This window comes from Streptomyces caeruleatus (assembly GCF_001514235.1).
Lineage (GTDB): Bacteria > Actinomycetota > Actinomycetes > Streptomycetales > Streptomycetaceae > Streptomyces > Streptomyces caeruleatus.
Genome location: NZ_KQ948932.1, coordinates 324769 through 344616, shown reverse-complemented (window position 1 = coordinate 344616; position 19848 = coordinate 324769). Strand labels below are relative to the sequence as shown.

The following is a 19848-nucleotide window of genomic DNA, read 5'->3' as shown; positions in this document are numbered from 1 at the left end:
GTTCTGCTCGTTCGTCTTGCTGTGGTGATGCTGTGGTGCGACTTGCTGTCTTGCCTGTGCCGAAAAGCTTGCCCGGGCACCTTCATGGCCGTGTCCGCCGACTGTCACAGACCTGTCACAGGGGCCTGTGCCAGAGCCGGCCCCCAGGCGCACGACAGCCCGGACACAGTCATGAGCGCTACGTGCGCGTAGCCGTACAGCTCGTACAGGTGTCGAAAGACCGCCCCGCATGGGCCAGAATGACCCCCGTGCCTTCCCTGTTGCTGATCGAGGACGACGACGCCATCCGTACGGCCCTGGAGCTCTCACTGACGCGCCAGGGACACCGGGTGGCCACCGCTGCCACCGGCGAGGACGGTCTGAAACTGCTGCGTGAGCAGCGGCCGGACCTGATCGTGCTGGACGTGATGCTGCCCGGCATCGACGGTTTCGAGGTGTGCCGGCGCATCCGGCGCACGGACCAGCTGCCGATCATCCTGCTGACCGCGCGCAGCGACGACATCGACGTCGTGGTCGGACTGGAGTCCGGCGCGGACGACTACGTCGTCAAACCCGTGCAGGGACGCGTCCTCGACGCCCGGATCCGGGCCGTGCTGCGGCGCGGTGAACGCGAGTCGAACGACGCGGCGAGCTTCGGCAGCCTGGTCATCGACCGCGCGGCGATGACCGTGACGAAGAACGGCGAGGACCTCCAGCTCACCCCGACCGAGCTGCGCCTGCTGCTGGAACTGAGCCGCCGTCCGGGCCAGGCCCTGTCCCGCCAGCAACTCCTGCGCCTCGTCTGGGAGCACGACTACCTCGGCGACTCACGCCTGGTCGACGCCTGTGTGCAGCGCCTGCGCGCCAAGGTCGAGGACGTCCCGTCCTCCCCCACCCTGATCCGTACGGTCCGGGGTGTCGGCTACCGCCTGGACGCGCCTCAGTGACCAACGCGCAAGGGGGTTTCCGCGGCTGGGTCGCGGCTCGCAAGGGAGTGTGGTCGAGGCTGCGTCTGACCAGTCTGCGACTGCGCCTGGTGGTCGTGTTCGGCCTGGTGGCGCTCACCGCCGCCGTGTCCGCGTCCGGCATCGCGTACTGGCTCAACCGCGAGGCGGTCCTCACCCGCACCCAGGACGCGGTGCTGCGCGACTTCCAGCAGGAGATGCAGAACCGCGCGGGCCTGCTGCCCACGGAGCCGACACAGGACGAGCTCCAGCACACGGCCGGTCAGATGGCCAACAGCAGCCAGCGCTTCAGCGTCCTCCTCGTCGCCCAGGACGCCGAGGGCAAGCCCGCCTACGGCAGTTCCGGCGGCCTGGACGGCTTCACCCTCGCGGACGTGCCCAAGTCGCTGCGCACGGCCGTGAACGAGAAGCAGGAGATCAACTCCTCCAACAAGGCCGAGTACCACCTGTACTGGCAGCGGGTCGTGGAGGACGACACCCCGTATCTGATCGCCGGCACGAAGGTGATCGGCGGCGGTCCGACCGGCTACATGATGAAGTCCCTGGAGCAGGAGGCCAAGGACCTCAACTCCCTTGCCTGGTCCCTCGGTATCGCCACGGGCCTCGCCCTGATCGGCTCCGCACTACTGGCTCAGGCGGCCGCCACGACCGTACTGAAGCCGGTACAACGGCTCGGCGTCGCCGCCCGCCGCCTGGGCGAGGGCAAGCTGGACACGCGGCTGCGGGTCTCCGGCACGGACGAACTGGCCGACCTTTCCCGGACCTTCAACAACGCCGCCGAGGCGCTGGAGAAGCGGGTCGCCGACATGGCCTCGCGTGACGAGGCGTCACGGCGCTTCGTGGCCGACATGTCCCACGAACTGCGCACCCCTCTCACCGCGATCACCGCCGTCACCGAGGTCCTCGAAGAGGAACTGGAAGCGGACTCCGGATCCATGGACCCGATGATCGAGCCCGCCGTACGCCTCGTCGTCAGCGAGACCCGCCGTCTCAACGACCTGGTCGAGAACCTGATGGAAGTCACCCGTTTCGACGCGGGCACCGCACGTCTGGTCCTGGACCACGTCGACATCGCCGACCAGATCACGGCCTGCATCGACGCCCGCGCCTGGCTGGACGCGGTGGACCTCGACGCCGAGCGCGGCATGATGGCCCGCCTGGACCCCCGCCGCCTCGACGTCATCCTGGCCAACCTCATCGGCAACGCCCTCAAGCACGGCGGCTCCCCGGTCCGCGTCTCGGTCCGGGAAGCGGAGGACGCGCTGGTGATCCAGGTCCAGGACCACGGCCCGGGCATCCCCGAGGACGTCCTCCCGCACGTCTTCGACCGCTTCTACAAGGCCAGCGCCTCCCGCCCCCGCTCCGAGGGCAGCGGCCTCGGCCTGTCCATCGCCCTGGAGAACGCCCACATCCACGGCGGCGAGATCACCGCGGCCAACTCCCCCGAGGGAGGCGCGGTGTTCACCCTGCGCCTGCCCCGGGACGCCTCGGAACTGGCGGAACAGACCAACGGCCAGGGCGGGAAGAAGGGCGACGCCTGATGAACGTACGCGGCCTGCTGGCTCTCTCGGCGGTGGGCGCCGCCCTGCTGACCGGATGCGGCATACGGTCCACGGAGGTCCCCACCAACTTCGGCCCCGCCCCCTCACGCGTGCACTGCTCGCTCTCCGAACCGGACGTGTCGACCCAGGCAGCGCGCGGCCTCCCGGTCCAGGTCTTCCTGCTGTGCGGCTCCCAACTGGTGGCGGTCGACCGCACCGTACGCGTCCCCGACGGCACCGCCGACTCGGCCCGCCGCGTCCTGGTGGCCCAGGGCCTCCTCGACGAGCTGGAGGCAACCCCCTCGACCGCCGAAAAAGAGGCCGGCTACACCACGGACGTCCGAGGCGCCATGGGCGTGACGGGCCCCCGCCCGGGCGACCCCGACGAAACCCTCCACCTGAGCACAGCCCCCAACGACCTCACGTCCTACGCCCTGGCCCAGATCGTCTGCACCTTCTCCGACTCCACAGCCGCCGAGGGCGACGGCTCCGTCATCCTGGGCGGCCCCACCACCACTCCCCCCCGCCGCTACGAGTGCACGGACGAGGTCCGCACCAGACCAGGCACCAACGAGCCCCCGTCCACAGACGTATCGGACGCCTGACACACCCCCGCGGACCCGCACTCGCCCACGGCGGCAAGGGGCCGTGTCGGGGGGTGTCCGCCCGCGGAGTCCGGTGTCAAGAAACGACACCTCTCGCGCAAGGCCCACCACCGGACCGAGGACGGACACCCCCGGCGCGGCCCCGACCCACAACGCACGCCCAGGTGCTACGCGAACCCCCACCCACCGCAACGGGCCGCCGCAGGCATACCCGGCCCAACCGCCGGAGGCACCCGCGGGCATCCCAGCCCCCACCGCCGGAACCGTTCCCCCCGCACCACGCGTCTAGGGAGGCGTGCAGCGTCAAGGCTCCATCGGCGGCAGCGCCGCGATCCGCATCCGTGTGACCGGGGGTGTCCTCCTGGTCGCGCACCTCGCGTTCGTCGCCTGGCTCACGCTGCGCCCCCTGGACGTCCCCTGGGTGATGCCCGCCAACCTGCAGCCCTTCGCCGGCATCAGAGCCGACCTGGCGCTCGGCTGGCAGGAGGCGGCCCGCCGCATCGTCGAGGGCCTGGCGCTCCTCGCCCCGCTGGGCGTGCTGATCCCGATGGTCCACGGCAGGACCGACGCCTCCCCCATCGGCTCCCTGGTCCGCACGAGCGCCGCCGGCGCCCTGATCTCCCTGGCCATCGAACTGCTCCAGACGGGCGTACCCGGCCAGACGGTCGACGTCGACTCACTGCTGCTGAACACGGTCGGCGTGGGCCTGGTCCACGCCGCGATCGTCCCCGCCGCCCGGGCCCGGCTCCGCCGCAGGTCCGAGCGCGCCCTGCGGTCGACCCTCCCCCAGGAGGAGCCCTCTCAGGGGCGGACCCCGACGATTCCCAGGGTCGGTATAGCTCCGTAGAGTGACGCTTTGCCCGGTTCGTCGCCGTAGCGTTGATGTCAGTTGAGGAAACACCTCACGAGGCCCCGCCAAGGAGCCTCAGACCGACGCTCGCGAAGGAGCCGCACCATGACCGCGCTCGCCCGACCCACCCACGGCCGCATGATCGGCGGAGTGTGCGCCGCGCTGGCACGGCGCTTCGGCACCTCCGCGACGACGATGCGCGTGATCTTCCTGATCTCCTGCCTGCTTCCGGGCCCGCAGTTTCTCCTCTACATAGCCCTCTGGATATTGCTGCCCTCGGAGGACAAGGCGAAGGCACGCGCAGCCTGGTAACCCACCGGAAAAACCAGTGCGCCCCGCCTCCCCCCCGGCGGGGCGCACGCACGTCCGGCTCAGGCAGCCGTAGCCAGCTCCCGCCGCGCCACCCGGGCCGCCCGCGTCCCGAACACCGTGATCGTCACGACACCGAGCACCGCCAGCAGCCCCACCCCGACGGTCCCGGCCCAGCCACCCGCGTGGAAGGCGACGGCACCGACCGTGCTGCCCGCGCTGGAGCCGATGTAGTAGGCGGACTGGTACAGCGCCGAGGCCTGGGCGCGCCCCTGCGTGGCCGTCTTGCTGACCGCCGAGGACGCCACCGCGTGCCCGGCGAAGAAGCCGCCGGTGATCAGGACCAGACCGAGCAGGACCAGCGGCAGGGACCCCGCCAGGGAGAGCAGCAGCCCCGCTGCCGTCGTGGCGCCCGCCGCGTACAGCGCGCCGCGCCGGCCCAGGCGGCCCACCAGCCGTCCGGCCGTGGACGCCGACACCGTGCCGACCAGGTAGACCAGGAAGATCGAGCCGATGATGCCCTGCGGCAGGGAGAACGGCGCCTCCGTCAGGCGGTAGCCGATCACGGTGTACACGCCGCCGAAGACTGTCATGAACAGGGCGCCGATGGCGTAGAGACGGCACAGCAGCGGGTTGCCGAGGTGGTCACGGACCGTGCGGGCGAGCACCCGCGGTCGCAGCGAGCCCGGCTTGAAGTGGCGCGGCGCGGGGAGCAGCAGCCGGAAGGCGACGGCGCAGGCGACCGCGATCACGCCGATGACCCCGAGGGCGATCCGCCAGCCCCACTCCTGCGCGACCCAGCCGGTGATGACGCGGCCGCTCATACCGCCGACGCTGTTGCCGGCGACGAACAGGCCGATCGCCGTGACCAGCGCCTTCGGCCGGACCTCCTCGGCGAGGTACGCCGTCGCGGACGCCGGGAGACCGGCCAGCGCGGCGCCCTGTACGGCCCGCAGCACGACCAGGGCGGTCAGGTCGGGGGCGAGGGGGACCAGCAGGCCCACGATCACCGCGACGGCCAGCGAGGCCGTCATGACCGTACGGCGTCCGAACCGCTCCGACAGCGCGCTCATGGGGAGGACGAACAGCGCCAGACCGCCCGTCGCGGCCGCCACCGTCCAGCTCGCCTCGCTCGCCGCCACCCCGAACTCACCGGAGATCAGCGGCAGAAGGGCCTGCGTGGAGTAGAGAAGCGCGAAGGTCGCGACACCGGCGAGGAAGAGGGCGAAGCTCATCCGGCGGTAGCCGGGGCCGCCCGGGGCCATGCGGGAGTCGACGACGGGGACTGCGGGTGCGGCGTCCACGATGGTGGACGCCCCGGTACTGGCGGGAGACATGCTTCGAAGTTACGTACGGCCCCACTGATCCGTCCAATGCATGGATTCGCCATAATCGTTCCCATGGCGCATCAGTACAGCTCACAGCCTCGACTGTCACCGTCCAGTGACACAGAAGACATGACGATGTTGCTCGCCCCCCGCCTGGTCTACTTCGCCGGCGTGGCCCGCACCGAACACGTCACCCGGGCCGCGCAGGAGATGCAGGTCCCGCAGTCCACGCTGTCGCGGGCCATGGTCCGTCTGGAACAGGACCTGGGCGTCGACCTGTTCGCCCGCCACGGCCGTACGGTCTCCCTGACCCCCGCCGGCCGCACCTTCCTCACCTCGGTCGAACGCGCCCTCGCCGAGATCGCGCGCGCCGCCGACGAGGTCCGCGCCGACGCCGACCCGGCCACCGGCAAGGTCGCCTTCGGCTTCCTGCACACCATGGGCGCCGAAACGGTCCCCGGCCTCCTCCACGCCTTCCGCGCCGACCACCCCCGCGTCCGCTTCAGCCTGGTCCAGAACTACGGCGAGGCCATGCTCGAACGCCTGCGCGCGGGCGAGCTCGACCTCTGTCTGACGTCCCCCGTCCCGGACGCCCCCGACCTGGTGGCCCGCCGCCTAGACGAACAGAAGCTCCGCCTGGTCGTCCCCGCCGACCACCGCCTGGCCGCCCGCAAGCGCATCCGCCTGGCGGAAGCCTCCGACGAGATCTTCGTGACCCTGGAACCCGGCTACGGCCTCCGCCGCATCACCGACGACCTGTGCAGGGAGGCCGGCTTCAAGCCGAAGATCGCCTTCGAGGGCGAGGAGGCCGAAACGCTGAGGGGTCTGGTGGCAGCCGGGCTCGGAGTCGCCCTCCTGCCTCCTCCGGCGGTACCCCGCCCAGGAGTTGCGGAACTGACGGTCACAGCCCCAAGAGCGGCGCGTGAGATCGGCGTGGCATGGCTGGACGGCCATCCGGACACCCCGCCAGTGGCCGCCTTCAAGAAGTTCCTCTTGTCGAGAAGGGGCAACCTACTGCCGAGTTAGGGGCGCGGGGCGTATCGATTTGCGGCTCCGCCGCGCGGGCGCGACCAGCCCCCACCGCCCCGCGGTCGCCGACGACACGAACACCCCCACGGCGCTACCGCCTCCGCCCGAAGCCGGAGGCCAACGGCATCCGAAGCCCCAGGGGAGGCGGAGCCGCGAACGCATCCTGGACGGGCCGCGAGAACACCTTCCCGAACAGCACCCCCATCACGAAGTCCTCGGCCAGCGCGAGGACTTCGTCCCGATGCTGCTGCAACCCGTGCCGATCGGAGTGCACTTCGAACCGGCACACATCCCGGTTCGCCTTCTTCGCCCGCGTCGCCAGCCGGAACGACAGTTCGGGATCGGTCCGCTCGTCGTTCGTGCCGTGCACGATCATCACCCGCCGCCCCCCGAGCTGCTTCACCGGTTCGGGCGACGCCGCCACATCCTCCTCCGGCAGCCACGGCGCAATCGCCAGCACGGAGTTGACGGCCTCGTGACCCCCCGCGCGCAGGGCGGCCCGCCCGCCCATGTCGACCCCGGCGAGGCACACGGGAACGTCCCCATAGCGCCGTACGACCTCGTCGGCGGCCCACAACGCGTCGCTCACCTGGTTGGCGTCACTGCCGTTCCACCCGCGGAACCGGTAGTGGACGACATGCGTGGCGAGCCCCTCCCCGCGCCCGGCGCGCGTCAGCCGGCGCCCCAGGGGCCGCAGGTAGGAGGGTGCCAACAGCGCCGTCGGCTTGCGATGTGACACTTCGTCACCTGCAGGAAGCAGGAGGACCACTCCGCTCACCGCCGTCGGCTCCGGCCCGATCGCCTTGCCCAGCCGGACCCTGCGCACCGGCGTCACTTGCTGTGCCATGACAGAACAGTGTCAGAAGCAAGGGTGTACGCCACCCGTCCGTGGGGTCACCGTTACGTATCGACGGATGTGTAAAGCGGAAAACGAGACGGGCGACAGCCCCGGGCGAGGAACGGGCGATGCGGCCAGCCCTCTACGCGCGTAGGCGTTAGAGTGCGGAAATGACGAGCCAGACTGCCCAGAAGGCGAACATCCCGAGCTCGGACCAGATCCGCCGGGCGCCGAAGGTTCTGCTGCACGACCATCTCGACGGCGGGCTCCGCCCCGGCACGATCGTCGAGCTCGCCCGCGCGTCGAGCTACTCCCAACTCCCCGAGACCGACCCGGACAAGCTCGGCGTCTGGTTCCACGAGGCGGCCGACTCCGGCTCCCTGGAGCGGTACCTGGAGACCTTCTCGCACACCGTCGGTGTGATGCAGACCCGCGACGCCCTGGTCCGGGTCGCGCGCGAGTGCGCCGAGGACCTCGCCGAGGACGGCGTCGTCTACGCCGAGGTGCGGTACGCGCCCGAGCAGCACCTGGAGGCCGGGCTCAGCCTCGAAGAGGTCGTCGAGGCCGTCAACGAGGGCTTCCGCGAGGGCGAGCGGATCGCGCGGGAGAACGGCCACCGCATCCGCGTCGGCGCGCTGCTCACCGCGATGCGGCACGCGGCCCGCGCGCTGGAGATCGCCGAACTCGCCAACCGCTACCGGGACCTGGGCGTCGTCGGCTTCGACATCGCGGGCGCCGAGGCCGGTCACCCGCCGACCCGGCATCTGGACGCGTTCGAGTACCTGAAGCGGGAGAACAACCACTTCACCATCCACGCGGGCGAGGCGTTCGGCCTGCCGTCGATCTGGCAGGCCCTCCAGTGGTGCGGCGCCGACCGGCTCGGGCACGGGGTGCGCATCATCGACGACATCCAGGTGCATGCCGACGGCTCGGTGAAGCTCGGCCGGCTCGCCTCGTACGTACGGGACAAGCGCATCCCGCTGGAGCTGTGCCCCAGCTCCAACCTCCAGACGGGCGCCGCCGAGTCCTACGCGGACCACCCCATCGGCCTGCTGCGGCGGCTGCACTTCCGGGCCACCGTGAACACCGACAACCGCCTCATGTCCCACACCAGCATGAGCCGGGAATTCGAGCATCTTGTCGACGCATTCGGTTACACGCTCGACGACATGCAGTGGTTCTCCGTCAATGCGATGAAATCATCGTTCATTCCTTTCGATGAACGACTGGCGATGATCAATGACGTCATCAAGCCCGGATTTGCCGAACTCAAGTCCGAATGGCTGTTCCGGCAGACCAGCTCTACCAGCGGTTCTGAGGCCGAGGAGGACTGACCGGGGATCCTCCGCGCACACGGAATGCGGACGCCATTCACAATCCGTCCGCATTTCGATGTTTGCGGTGGCAGGCGGGGCGTGTTTACGGTCGAGAACCGCTCACAACCCCGTAACGAATTTCGAGGACTTACTTTCATGAAGCAGTCTGCTGCCAAGACCCTCGGTGTCGCCGCCCTCGGTGCCGCCTTCGCCGCCGCGGGCGCGGGTGCCGCGAACGCCGCTCCGGTCTCCCCGGACGCCGCGGGCGCGGCGCTGGGCACCGTCACCAGCGCGCTCCCGGCCGAGCAGCTCTCCCAGGCGGGCCCCACCGCCGGGGCGGGCCTTGCCCAGGGTGCCACGGGCCTGGCTCAGGGGCAGGAGGCGCTCGGCGCCGGCGTGGCCGCCGCGCAGCCGGCTGCGGAGCAGGCGCTGGCCGGTGGCCCGGCCCTGCTCGCCGGTGGCCCGGCCGCCGGGGCCGAGGGCCTGCTCGGTGGTCTGCCGGTGCAGGGTCTGCCCACCCAGGGCCTGCCGGTGAACGGCGTTCCGCTGGCCTGATCCACCTGGCTCACACCACGCCGCTGGGGCGCGCCCTTTCCCGAAGGGTGCGCCCCAGCGGCGTCCGCGTCCCGTGCCGGGCGCTTTCGATCTGCGGCTTTGTCGGCTCCGGGGGCCATTGTCAGTGGGCTGCGGTAGCTTCCGAAGTGTTGGGCGCGACGAGGCGTCCGACGGGGTACGGCCACAGGGGTGGGTGGACGATGAGCGACGGCACGGCGACGACGACGGACCTCGACGTCAGGCTGGAGAAACACCGCGTCGAATTGACCGGGTACTGCTACCGCATGCTGGGTTCGTCCTTCGAGGCCGAGGACGCGGTGCAGGACACGATGGTGCGCGCCTGGCGGAGTTACGACAAGTTCGAGGGGCGCTCCAGTCTCCGCTCGTGGCTCTACCGCATCGCGACGAACGTGTGCCTGGACATGCTGACCGCGGGCAACAAACGGGCGCGGCCGATGGACCTCACGGAGTCGACGCCGCTCGCGCAGGCGGCGCTCTCGCCCCGGCCGGACAACACCTGGCTGGAGCCGATGCCGGACAGCCGGGTGCTGCCCACGACGGACGACCCGGCGGAGGCGGCGGTCGCCAAGGAGTCGGTGCGGCTCGCCTTCATGGCGGCCCTCCAGCAGCTGCCGCCCAAGCAGCGGGCGGTGCTGATCCTGCGCGAGGTGCTGGCCTGGAAGGCGAGCGAGGTCGCCGAGCTGCTGGGTACGACGGTCGCGTCGGTCAACAGCGCGCTGCAGCGGGCGCGCGCGACGCTCGCCGAGCAGCAGCAGCCGGGCAGCGAGGCCGCCGCGTCCGATCCGCTGGACGAGGAGCAGCAGAAGCTGTTGGAGCGGTATGTCGCGGCCTTCGAGGGCTATGACATGACGGCGCTCACGGCGCTGCTGCACGAGGACGCCATCATGACGATGCCGCCGTTCGACCTGTGGCTGACCGGCGCCCCGGACATCACCGGCTTCATGACGACGCTCGGCGCCCCCTGCGCGGGGTCACGTCTGGTACCGGTCCAGGTCAACGGGCTGCCGGGCTTCGCCCAGTACAAGCCGGACCCGGAGGCGGGCGGCTTCAGTCCGTGGGCGGTGCAGGTGCTGGAGATCTCAGACGGCCGGATCACCGGGTTCCACTGCTTCCTCGACACCAAGCGCTGGTTCCCGCTGTTCGACCTCCCCCTCCACCTCGAAGCGGAGGCCGACCAGGTCGAGGAGGGCGTGTAGCGCGGGGTCCGGGTCGCGCAGCCGTATCCGGCCGCCGGCCCGACGCGCGGCCAGTTGGAGCCGGGCCAGCAGGTCCACGACGCCCAGTCCCGGTGGCCCGAGGCCTCCGACATCGCACACCACGACTCGTGCCCCGGTGGCCTCCAGCCGGGCCCGCACGGCGTCGCACAGCCCTGCCACCTCGTCCCGGGTGACGGGGCCGGCCAGCACGAGTACAGCGGGTGTCATGGCATCCACGATCGGTAGACCGGACGGGCGGGCGGAACTCATCGGGCCGGTCGCCGGCAGTCGGTTTCCCCTGCTCATCGCGTGTGCGCGAGGTGTCCGCCGACCGAGATCACGTTGACCCGATCCCCTCCTTCCCCGGAGGGTTGCGTGCATGCCCCACGTATCAGCACATCCCCGAATACCGCACGGACTGCTTCCCGCCATGGAGGCGCCGTGCAGGGGGTGCTGACGGGCTTCGCGGTGATCGCGGTCGTCATCGGGGTGGGCTATGTGATCGGCCTGCGCGGCTACCTCGGTGTGCACGGCCGTGAGGTCCTCACCAAGCTGGCCTTCCATGTGGCGTCCCCGGCCCTGCTGTTCACCACCCTCGCGCAGACCGACCTCTCGGTGATCTTCTCCAGCCGCCTCCTGGTCACGGCCCTGAGCACGGCCGCGGCGGCCGGTGTCTTCGCCGCGGTCGGTGTCGCACGGCACTGGGGCACGGGCCGCACCACGATCGGCGCGCTGTGCTCCAGCTACGTGAACTCCGGCAACCTCGGCATCCCGATCGCCGTGTACGTCCTGGGCGACGCGTCACTGGTCGCGCCGGTGCTGCTGTTCCAGCTGATCGGGGTCACGCCGATCGCCCTGACGATCCTCGACCTGTCCGGGGAGGGCGAGAAGGGCCCGTTGTGGCGCCGCCTTTTGACGCCGCTCCGCAACCCGATCGCGGTCGGCTCCCTGGCGGGCGTGGCGGTCTCGGCGGCCGGCGTAAAGGTCCCGGCGCCCGTTCTGGACCCCCTGACCCTGATCGGCGGCATGTCCGTCCCGGCGGTCCTGCTGGCCTTCGGCATCTCCCTGTGCGGCAGCACGATGCCCGGCCGGGGGCCCGAGCGTCAGCCGGTGTTCCTCTCGGTCGCCCTCAAGTCGGTGGGCCAGCCGGCGGTGGCGTGGGCACTGGCGGCGGGCGTGTTCGGCCTGCGGGGCGCTCCGCTGCTGGACGTGGTGGTGACGTCGGCACTGCCTGCCGCGCAGAACCTGTACACGTACGCGTCGAGTTACGGGGTGGGCGAGCGGTTGGCGCGGGACTCGATTCTGCTGTCGACGGTGATTTCGGTGCCGGTGCTGGTGGTGGTTGCGGCCCTGCTGGGCTGACGATCAGTCGACCGGGAACTCGCCGGTGTCGATCGTCACCTCGAACGGGTCCGGAAGCTTGATGGGGTCACCGAACTTCACGGCGCTCAACACCCGGTACACATCGCCCTTCGGCTCTCCGAAGAGCGTGGCGGTGGGGCCTCCGGGGGCCCAGCGGTCGATCAGCAGATAGAGCGGGATCCCGGCGGTGGCGTAGGCGGCGGGCTTGCTGACGCGGTCGTGGTGGGCGTTGGACTTGGAGGTCACCTCGACGACGAGTTCGGCCAAGGCTGCCGGGATGTGGGAGTCCGCCTCCGCGCACTCCTGCACGGGAGCCACGAGCAGGTCCGGGATGAGCATGCCCAGTCGTGATGGCACGGCGATCGCCAGCGTCTGGAAGATCTCCCAGTCCTCGGGGATCACGGAGTAGAGGCGACGCTGGATGCGGGCCGCGATCACGTTGTGGCGGGACGCGGGAGCAGGTGACACGGTGATGATCCCCTCAATGATCTCCACCTTGCTGCCCTCGGGCCATTCCATCTCCTCCCAGTACCGGACGAGGTCGTCCCAGTTCTGGTCGGGGTCCTGGCTCACGGTGAGTGCGCTCATGGCGGCCTCCTATCGGTGCGTCACCGATCCCAGCATGCCGAACGGGACCGGCGCCGGTCCACCGATCCCGTTCAACCGTACGAGGAAACCCCAGGTCAGGCGATACGTTCCAGCACCACTGGCGACGCCGTGAAGTCCGTACCCGCCGCCGCGATGTCGTACGAACCCTCCACCGACTGGAGCGCGTACTCGAAGCGCTCCGGGGTGTCGGTGTGCAGGGTCAGCAGGGGCTGGCCCTCGGTCACCGTGTCGCCGGGCTTGGCGTGGAGTTCGATGCCGGCGCCGGCCTGCACCGGGTCCTCCTTGCGGGCGCGTCCGGCGCCGAGGCGCCAGGCGGCGACGCCGATGTCGTAGGCGTCGAGGCGGGTCAGGACGCCGGAGGACGGGGCCTTGATGACGTGCTGTTCGCGGGCGACCGGCAGTTCCGCGTCCGGGTCGCCGCCCTGGGCCGCGATCATGCGGCGCCAGACGTCCATCGCGGAGCCGTCGGCCAGGGCCTTCGCCGGGTCGGCGTCACGCACGCCTGCCGCGTCCAGCATCTCCCTGGCCAGGGCGATCGTCAGCTCGACCACGTCGGCCGGGCCGCCGCCCGCCAGGACCTCGACCGACTCGCGGACCTCCAGGGCGTTGCCCGCCGTGAGGCCGAGCGGGGTGGCCATGTCCGTGAGGAGCGCGACCGTCTTGACGCCGTGGTCCGTGCCGAGGCCCACCATCGTGGAGGCCAGTTCGCGCGCGTCCTCGATGGTCTTCATGAAGGCGCCCGTGCCGACCTTCACGTCCAGGACGAGTGAGCCGGTGCCCTCGGCGATCTTCTTCGACATGATCGACGAGGCGATCAGCGGGATGGCCTCGACCGTGCCGGTGACGTCCCGCAGCGCGTACAGCTTCTTGTCCGCGGGGGCCAGGCCGTCGCCTGCCGCGCAGATCACCGCGCCGGTGGTGTCGAGGACGTTCAGCATCTCCTCGTTGGAGAGGAGGGCGCGCCAGCCGGGGATCGACTCCAGCTTGTCCAGCGTGCCGCCGGTGTGGCCGAGGCCGCGGCCGGACAGCTGGGGGACGGCGGCACCGCAGGCCGCCACGAGGGGCGCGAGCGGGAGGGTGATCTTGTCGCCGACGCCGCCGGTGGAGTGCTTGTCGGCCGTGGGGCGGGACAGGGACGAGAAGTCCATGCGCTCGCCGGAGGCGATCATCGCGGCCGTCCAGCGGGCGATCTCGCGGCGGTTCATGCCGTTGAGCAGGATCGCCATGGCGAGCGCGGACATCTGCTCGTCGGCGACCTCCCCGCGGGTGTACGCGTCGATGACCCAGTCGATCTGTGCGTCGCTGAGCTCACCGCGGTCCCGCTTGGTGCGGATGACGGAGATGGCGTCCATGGCCATGGCTTGGCTTCCTTCCGAGGGTTCCAGAAGTCGTACGGCCCCTCCGAGCCGGTCGCGTGGAGCAACTCGGAGGGGCCGCACGGGAGTTACGACTTACTTGCGGAGGTGGCCCGGCCCGAAGGCCTGGGGCAGCATCTCCGAGAGCGGCAGGATGCCCGCCGGGGTCTCCAGCAGCAGCTCCGGGCCGCCGAACTCGTACAGCAGCTGGCGGCAGCGGCCGCACGGGACGAGGACGTCGCCCTTGCCGTCCACACAGGTGAAGTGCGTCAGTCGGCCGCCCCCGGTGTTGTGCAGCTCCGAGACCAGTCCGCACTCGGCGCACAGGCCGACGCCGTACGACGCGTTCTCGACGTTGCAGCCGGTGATCGTGCGGCCGTCGTCGACGAGGGCCGCGACGCCGACCGGGTAGCCGGAGTACGGGGCGTAGGCGCGGGACATGGCGTCCCGGGCCGCCGCGCGCAGCTTGTCCCAGTCGACGTCGTGGGAGCCGGGGGACGTCACTTGCCCTGCCCCTTCTTGTACGGCAGACCGTCCGCCTTGGGCATCCGCAGGCGTTGCGCGGACAGGGTGAGGACGACGAGGGTGACGACGTACGGCGTGGCGGAGACGACCTGGTTGGGGACCTCGTTGGTGGTGGCGTACCAGGTGTAGACCAGGGCGCCGATCACCGCGGTGATCATCGACGGGGCGTACTTCTTGCGGACCACCAGCCAGATCGCGCCGATGATCAGCAGCAGCGCGCCGAGCAGCAGCAGGGCGTGGACGTTGGTCGAGCCGCCGCGCAGGTTGAGGCTGTCGGTGTAGCCGAACAGGCCGGCGCCCAGCGCGAGGCCGCCCGGCATCCAGTTGCCGAAGATCATCGCCGCGAGGCCGATGTAACCGCGGCCGCTGACCTGGCCCTCCAGGTAGAACGGGTTGGCCACGATGGAGAGGAAGACGCCGCCGAGACCGGCGAGGCCGCCGGAGATGATCACGGCGATGTACTTGTACTTGTAGACGTTCACGCCGAGGGACTCGGCCGCGACCGGGTTCTCACCGCAGGAGCGCAGGCGCAGCCCGAAGGCGGTGCGCCACAGGATCCACCAGGTCGCCGGGATCAGCGCGATGGCGATCAGGGTCAGCCAGGAGACGTTGGTGACCAGTCCGCCGAGCAGACCGGCGATGTCGGAGACGAAGAACCAGCCGTGGTTGTTCAGGTCCCGCAGTCCGTCGGACAGGCCCGGCACGGTGAAGTGGCCGAGGGAGTCGATCGCCGGGGACTGCTTGGCGGAGCCGCCCGCGTGGCCCTCGAAGGCGAGGGGCGCGAGGTAGCGGGTGATGCCGAGGGCGAGGATGTTGATGGCCACACCGGAGACGATGTGGTTGACCCGGAAGGTGACGGTGGCGATGGCGTGCAGGATGCCGCCGACGCAGCCGCCGATGATGCCGACGACGACACCCGTCCACGGGCCCCACTGGAAGCCGGCCCAGGCACCGAACCAGGTGCCGAGGATCATCATGCCTTCGAGGCCGATGTTGACGACGCCCGCCCGCTCGGCCCACAGACCGCCGAGACCGGCGAGGCCGATCGGCACGGCGAGCTGGAGCGCGGTGGACATCTGGCTGACGTTGGTGATGCCGTCGGCGCCGGTGATGATGCGGACGATCGAGGTCAGCGCCAGGGCTCCGGCGATGACCAGCAGCAGGACGGACCACGACAGGCGGCGGCCCGTCGGTGCCGCGGGCTGCAGCGTGGGCTGGTTGACGTCGGTCGCGGTGGTCATCGGCCAGCCACCTCCTTCGTGGTGTTGTTGTGGGCGCCGAGGACGTGACCGGCGGCCAGTTCCGCGCCGACCCGGCGCTGCTGGCGGCGCAGGCCCCACTCGCGGACGGCCTCGTAGGAGACGACGACCGAGAGCACGATCAGGCCCTGCATGATGACCGCGATCTCCTTGTCGTAGCCGTGGAAGTCCAGCTCGGGCGACGCCTTGTCGAGCCAGGCCCACAGCAGGGCGGCGAACGCGATGCCGACCGGGCTGTTGCGGCCGAGCAGGGCGATGCCGATGCCGAGGAAGCCGATGCCGGTGGGGAAGTTCAGGCTGTACGTGTGGGTGTCGCCGAGCAGGATCGGCAGACCGGCCAGGCCCGCGATGCCGCCGGAGATCAGCATGGCGGTGAGCACCATGCGCTTGGGGTCGACACCGCTGGCCGCGGCGGCCGACTCCGAGGCACCGGAGGCGCGCAGGTCGAAGCCGAACCGGGTGCGGTTGAGGACGACCCAGTAGCCGATGCCGAGCAGCACGGCGAGGAAGACCAGGCCGTAGATCTCGCCGGCGTCGCCCATGTTGATGCCGGGGACCCAGCCGGACTCGTGCATCTCGCCGGTGGTGTTGTTGTTGCCGACCTTGACGCCGAAGACGTCCGGCAGCCACAGGTAGGCGATGACCGAGGTGGCGATGGCGTTCAGCATGATCGTCGCGACGACCTCGCTGACGCCGCGGGTGACCTTGAGGACACCGGCGATGCCGGACCAGAAGGCGCCGGTGCAGACCGCGGTGAGGAGCAGCAGCGGGATCTGGATCACGGCGGGCAGGTCCACATGGGCGCCGACGACGGCGGCCATCATGGCGGCGAGCTGGTACTGGCCGTCGACACCGATGTTGAACAGGTTCATCCGGAAGCCGATGGCCACCGCGAGGGCCGCGATGTAGTACATCGAGGCCTGGTTGATGACCAGCACCTGGATGTCCGAGAAGCCGATCTGCTCGAACATCAGGGCGTACGGCTCGACCGGGCTCTTGCCCGAGGCGAGCAGCACGATCGCGCTGAGCACGAAGGCCACGGCGAGCGCGATGACCGGTCCGGCCACCGCGAGGAGCACACGCTCCTTGTCGAACTTCTTCATCAGCGGGCCTCGTCTTCCGGAGCCTCGGGAGACTTGCGGATCTCGGGGGTGTCTGCGCCGGGCTCGGCGTTCTCGTCGTGTTCCAGGTGGCCGGTCGCGGCACCGGTCATGGCCGAGCCCAGCTCCTCCGGGGTGATGGTGGCGGGGTCGGCGTCCGCGACCAGCTTGCCGTTGTAGATCACGCGGAGGGTGTCGGACAGGCCGATCAGCTCGTCCAGGTCGGCGGAGATCAGCAGCACGGCCAGGCCCTCGCGGCGGGCCTCGCGGATGTGGTCCCAGATCGCGGCCTGGGCGCCGACGTCCACACCGCGGGTGGGGTGCGCGGCGATCAGGAAGCGCGGCTTGTGGCTCATCTCGCGGCCGACGATCAGCTTCTGCTGGTTGCCGCCGGACAGGGAGGCGGCGGTGACGTCGATGCCGGGGGTGCGGACGTCGTACGCCTCGACGATGCGGCGGGTGTCCGCCTGCGCGGCCTTGGGGTCCAGCCAGACGCCCTTGGCGTTGGGCTTCTCGGTGACGTGGCCGAGGATGCGGTTCTCCCAGAGGGGGGCCTCCAGGAGCAGGCCGTGGCGGTGGCGGTCCTCGGGGATGTAGCCGATGCCCTGCTCGCGGCGCTTGCGGGTGGTCCAGGAGGTGATCTCCTCCTCGGCCAGCGCGATGGTGCCGGAGTCGGCGCCCTTCAGGCCGATGAGGGCGTCCACCAGCTCGGTCTGGCCGTTGCCCTCGACGCCGGCGATGCCCAGGACCTCGCCCGCGTGGATGGTGAAGCTGATGTCGTCCAGCAGGGCCTTGCCGCCGGCCGTCTCCAGGCGCAGCTTGTCGACGGAGATGACCGGGCGGTCGGTGACCGTGGACTCGGCGGTCTCCGGCGTGGGCAGCTCGCTGCCGACCATCATCTCGGCCAGCTGCTTCGGGGTGGTCTCGGCGGGGACGGCCGTGCCGACGGTGGTGCCGCGGCGGATGACGGTGATCTCGTCGGCGACGGAGAGCACCTCGCCCAGCTTGTGGGAGATGAAGATGACCGACAGGCCCTCGGCCTTGAGCTCGCGCAGGTTGTCGAAGAGCGCGTCGACCTCCTGCGGCACCAGGACGGCGGTGGGCTCGTCGAGGATCAGCGTGGTGGCGCCGCGGTAGAGGACCTTGAGGATCTCCACGCGCTGACGGGCGGCGACACCGAGCTCCTCGACCAGACGGTCGGGCTGTACGCCGAGGCCGTAGCGGTCGGAGATCTCCTTGATCTTCCGGCGGGCCTTGGCGCCGATGCCGTACAGCTTCTCGCTGCCCAGCACGACGTTCTCGAGGACGGTCAGGTTGTCCGCGAGCATGAAGTGCTGGTGGACCATGCCGATGCCGCGGACGATGGCGTCGGCCGGGGACGAGAAGGTGACCTTCTCGCCGTCGATCGCGATGGTGCCCTCGTCCGGCTTCTGCATGCCGTAGAGGATCTTCATCAGCGTCGACTTGCCGGCGCCGTTCTCGCCGACGAGGGCGTGGACGGTGCCCTTGCGGACGGTGAGGTGGATGTCGTGGTTGGCGACGACACCGGGGAACCGCTTGGTGATCCCGGCGAGTTCGACGGCGGTCGCCTGACCGTTGACCGCCGCGCCGGCCGGAGGGCTGCTGGACGCGTTGATGGCGCACTCTCCTGGGGACGGGGGTCGTCTACGCGCGTAGCGCCCCTATGGCCTGACAGGGGGCCGACGCACCGCGACAACGGGGTACGGGGAAGCCTCCCTCGGGAGCTCCTCCCCGTACCCCGTCGAGCGGACGTAACCCCCGGGGTTACCGCTGCTCAGGGTGTTGCTTGATCAGCTGGACTTGACCTTGATCTCGCCGCTGATGATCTTCTCCTTGGCCGTCTTGATGGCGTCCTGGAGTTCGGTGTTGTCCGCGAACTTCGGGTTGGAGTTCGACAGGCTCACCTCACCCGTCTTCAGATCGCCACGAACGATACCGGTCTCGGGCTTGCCGTCCTCGACCGACTGCGCCAGGTTGTACACCGCCTTGGCGACGTCCTTCATCGCCGAGGTCAGGATGTAGTCCTTGTACTTGGCAAGGGCTTCCTGCTTGTACTGGTCGGAGTCGACGCCGATGGCCCACACCTTGTTGGCGGCGGCGGCCTCGATGACACCCTGGCCGGAGAGACCGGCGGCCGCGTAGACGACGTCGGCCTTCTTCTCGATCTGGCCCTCGGCGGCCGACTTGCCCTTGTCCGGGCTGGAGAAGCCGCCCTCCTCCGCGGTCTGCGTGAGGTACTGGGAGAGGACCTTGACCTTCGAGTTGGTGTCCTTGACGCCCTGCTCGAAGCCCGCCTGGAACTTGTGGATCAGCGGGATGTCCACGCCGCCCACGAAGCCGACGGTGTTCGTCTTGGTGCTCTTGGCGGCGGCGACACCGGCCAGGTACGAGGCCTGCTCCTCGGAGAAGACCAGGTCGGCCACGTTCTTCGACTCGACGGTGGAGTCGTCCACGATGCCGAAGGTGGTGTCGGGGAACTTCTCCGCGGCATCCTTCACCGCGGCGGCGTACGCGTAGCCGACGCCGATCACCGGGTTGTAGCCCTGCTTGGCCAGCGACACCAGTCGCTGCTCCTTGTCCGCGTCCGTCTCGCCCTCGGTGGGCTCGACGTCGGCGGTGTCGTACTGGAACTCCTTCTTCGCCTGCTCCAGGCCCGCGTACGCGGCGTCGTTGAAGGACTGGTCGCCCTTGCCGCCGACGTCGTACGCGATGGCGAGACCCTTGTCGCCCTTCGAGTCCGACGACGAGGCGGAGGTCGAGGTGCCGCCACAGGCGGACAGCGCGAGGGCCAGGGAGGCGGTCGCTGCGCCTGCGACCGTGATCCGGGAAATCCGGCGCATGTGTGGGTGCTCCTTAGTACAAGCGCCGGACGGTACTGCTTCACAGGTGCTGCTTCACAGAACAGGTTCACAGCTACGGCGCTGGCTTTCGTCGCAGATTAACGCGCGTAGACAAGCCTGAAAACCCCTTCTGTCCACCTTGTTATCCGCCCGTGGCCAACAGCACTTCAAGCCTTGACCAAGGGCGGGAAAGAAGGGCAGGAAAGCAAGGGCGGACGGGCACCCCCCGGATGCCCGCCCGCTGT

The 19848-nt window shown here is 70.1% G+C and carries 20 protein-coding genes; 10 read left to right on the top strand and 10 right to left on the bottom strand.

Going from position 1 to position 19848, the window contains the following annotated elements:
• Positions 1-248 precede the first annotated feature (248 nt).
• The 5 genes from afsQ1 (at position 249) to AQJ67_RS27325 (ending at position 4252) form a co-directional block, all read left to right on the top strand.
• Positions 249-926, top strand: a complete 678-nt coding sequence (gene afsQ1, locus AQJ67_RS27345; protein ID WP_062722075.1) for a two-component system response regulator AfsQ1 — start codon at positions 249-251, stop codon at positions 924-926.
• Positions 923-2485: a sensor histidine kinase gene (locus AQJ67_RS27340; protein WP_062721942.1), complete on the top strand. Its 1563-nt coding sequence runs from the start codon at positions 923-925 to the stop codon at positions 2483-2485. Before afsQ1 ends, AQJ67_RS27340 begins: the two co-directional genes overlap by 4 nt.
• On the top strand, positions 2485-3090 hold the full coding sequence (locus AQJ67_RS27335) for a hypothetical protein (RefSeq protein ID WP_062721941.1): 606 nt from the start codon (positions 2485-2487) through the stop codon (positions 3088-3090). The genes AQJ67_RS27340 and AQJ67_RS27335 overlap by 1 nt, the downstream gene beginning before the upstream one ends.
• 295 nt (positions 3091-3385) lie before the next feature.
• Entirely contained in the window at positions 3386-3937 is a 552-nt protein-coding gene (locus AQJ67_RS27330; RefSeq protein ID WP_062721940.1) for a VanZ family protein, read from the top strand.
• A gap of 108 nt (positions 3938-4045) precedes the next feature.
• Entirely contained in the window at positions 4046-4252 is a 207-nt protein-coding gene (locus AQJ67_RS27325; RefSeq protein ID WP_062721939.1) for a PspC domain-containing protein, read from the top strand.
• 59 nt (positions 4253-4311) lie between these two features.
• On the opposite strand, the gene AQJ67_RS27320 is transcribed toward AQJ67_RS27325, so the two are convergent.
• Positions 4312-5586 (bottom strand): MFS transporter, encoded by a 1275-nt coding sequence (locus AQJ67_RS27320; protein ID WP_062721938.1) that lies wholly within the window; start codon positions 5584-5586, stop codon positions 4312-4314.
• A gap of 63 nt (positions 5587-5649) precedes the next feature.
• Between AQJ67_RS27320 and AQJ67_RS27315 the strand changes: the two genes are divergently transcribed.
• Entirely contained in the window at positions 5650-6603 is a 954-nt protein-coding gene (locus tag AQJ67_RS27315) for a LysR family transcriptional regulator (protein ID WP_062721937.1), read from the top strand.
• A gap of 94 nt (positions 6604-6697) precedes the next feature.
• Here AQJ67_RS27315 and AQJ67_RS27310 read toward each other — a convergent pair whose 3' ends face one another.
• Entirely contained in the window at positions 6698-7453 is a 756-nt protein-coding gene (locus AQJ67_RS27310) for an alpha/beta hydrolase (protein ID WP_062721936.1), read from the bottom strand.
• A gap of 161 nt (positions 7454-7614) precedes the next feature.
• On the opposite strand from AQJ67_RS27310, the gene AQJ67_RS27305 reads away from it, so the two are divergent.
• The 3 genes from AQJ67_RS27305 (at position 7615) to AQJ67_RS27295 (ending at position 10532) form a co-directional block, all read left to right on the top strand.
• The gene (locus AQJ67_RS27305) at positions 7615-8778 is read left to right on the top strand and encodes an adenosine deaminase (RefSeq protein WP_062721935.1); all 1164 of its coding nucleotides are present in this window, start codon (positions 7615-7617) and stop codon (positions 8776-8778) included.
• Between the two features lie 138 nt (positions 8779-8916).
• Positions 8917-9315, top strand: a complete 399-nt coding sequence (locus AQJ67_RS27300; protein ID WP_062721934.1) for a hypothetical protein — start codon at positions 8917-8919, stop codon at positions 9313-9315.
• A gap of 200 nt (positions 9316-9515) precedes the next feature.
• Positions 9516-10532, top strand: coding sequence for a sigma-70 family RNA polymerase sigma factor (locus tag AQJ67_RS27295; RefSeq protein ID WP_062721933.1), 1017 nt, complete (start codon positions 9516-9518; stop codon positions 10530-10532).
• On the opposite strand, the gene AQJ67_RS45655 is transcribed toward AQJ67_RS27295, so the two are convergent.
• A complete protein-coding gene (locus AQJ67_RS45655) occupies positions 10416-10802 on the bottom strand; it encodes an STAS domain-containing protein (RefSeq protein WP_159058838.1) in 387 nt (128 codons plus the stop codon). The two genes, AQJ67_RS27295 and AQJ67_RS45655, sit on opposite strands and share 117 nt — an antisense overlap.
• Before the next feature lie 171 nt (positions 10803-10973).
• Between AQJ67_RS45655 and AQJ67_RS27285 the strand changes: the two genes are divergently transcribed.
• Complete coding sequence (locus tag AQJ67_RS27285; RefSeq protein ID WP_062721931.1) at positions 10974-11894, top strand: AEC family transporter; 921 nt, start codon at positions 10974-10976, stop codon at positions 11892-11894.
• Between the two features lie 3 nt (positions 11895-11897).
• Here the strand turns inward: AQJ67_RS27285 and AQJ67_RS27280 are convergent, their stop codons facing one another.
• The 7 genes from AQJ67_RS27280 to AQJ67_RS27250 form a co-directional block, all read right to left on the bottom strand.
• On the bottom strand, positions 11898-12482 hold the full coding sequence (locus AQJ67_RS27280) for a Uma2 family endonuclease (protein ID WP_062721930.1): 585 nt from the start codon (positions 12480-12482) through the stop codon (positions 11898-11900).
• Positions 12483-12577: 95 nt separating this feature from the next.
• Positions 12578-13855, bottom strand: a complete 1278-nt coding sequence (locus AQJ67_RS27275; RefSeq protein WP_208615055.1) for a thymidine phosphorylase — start codon at positions 13853-13855, stop codon at positions 12578-12580.
• 99 nt (positions 13856-13954) lie between these two features.
• Positions 13955-14362, bottom strand: a complete 408-nt coding sequence (locus AQJ67_RS27270) for a cytidine deaminase (protein WP_079056201.1) — start codon at positions 14360-14362, stop codon at positions 13955-13957.
• Positions 14359-15624 (bottom strand): ABC transporter permease, encoded by a 1266-nt coding sequence (locus AQJ67_RS27265; RefSeq protein ID WP_062721928.1) that lies wholly within the window; start codon positions 15622-15624, stop codon positions 14359-14361. The genes AQJ67_RS27270 and AQJ67_RS27265 overlap by 4 nt, the downstream gene beginning before the upstream one ends.
• Positions 15621-16745 carry an ABC transporter permease gene (locus tag AQJ67_RS27260; RefSeq protein WP_062721927.1) on the bottom strand — a complete coding sequence of 375 codons (1125 nt, stop codon included), beginning with the start codon at positions 16743-16745 and terminating at the stop codon, positions 15621-15623. Before AQJ67_RS27260 ends, AQJ67_RS27265 begins: the two co-directional genes overlap by 4 nt.
• Entirely contained in the window at positions 16745-18379 is a 1635-nt protein-coding gene (locus AQJ67_RS27255; protein WP_062721926.1) for an ABC transporter ATP-binding protein, read from the bottom strand. Before AQJ67_RS27255 ends, AQJ67_RS27260 begins: the two co-directional genes overlap by 1 nt.
• A 174-nt stretch (positions 18380-18553) precedes the next feature.
• A complete protein-coding gene (locus AQJ67_RS27250; protein WP_062721925.1) occupies positions 18554-19603 on the bottom strand; it encodes a BMP family lipoprotein in 1050 nt (349 codons plus the stop codon).
• Positions 19604-19848 lie beyond the last annotated feature (245 nt).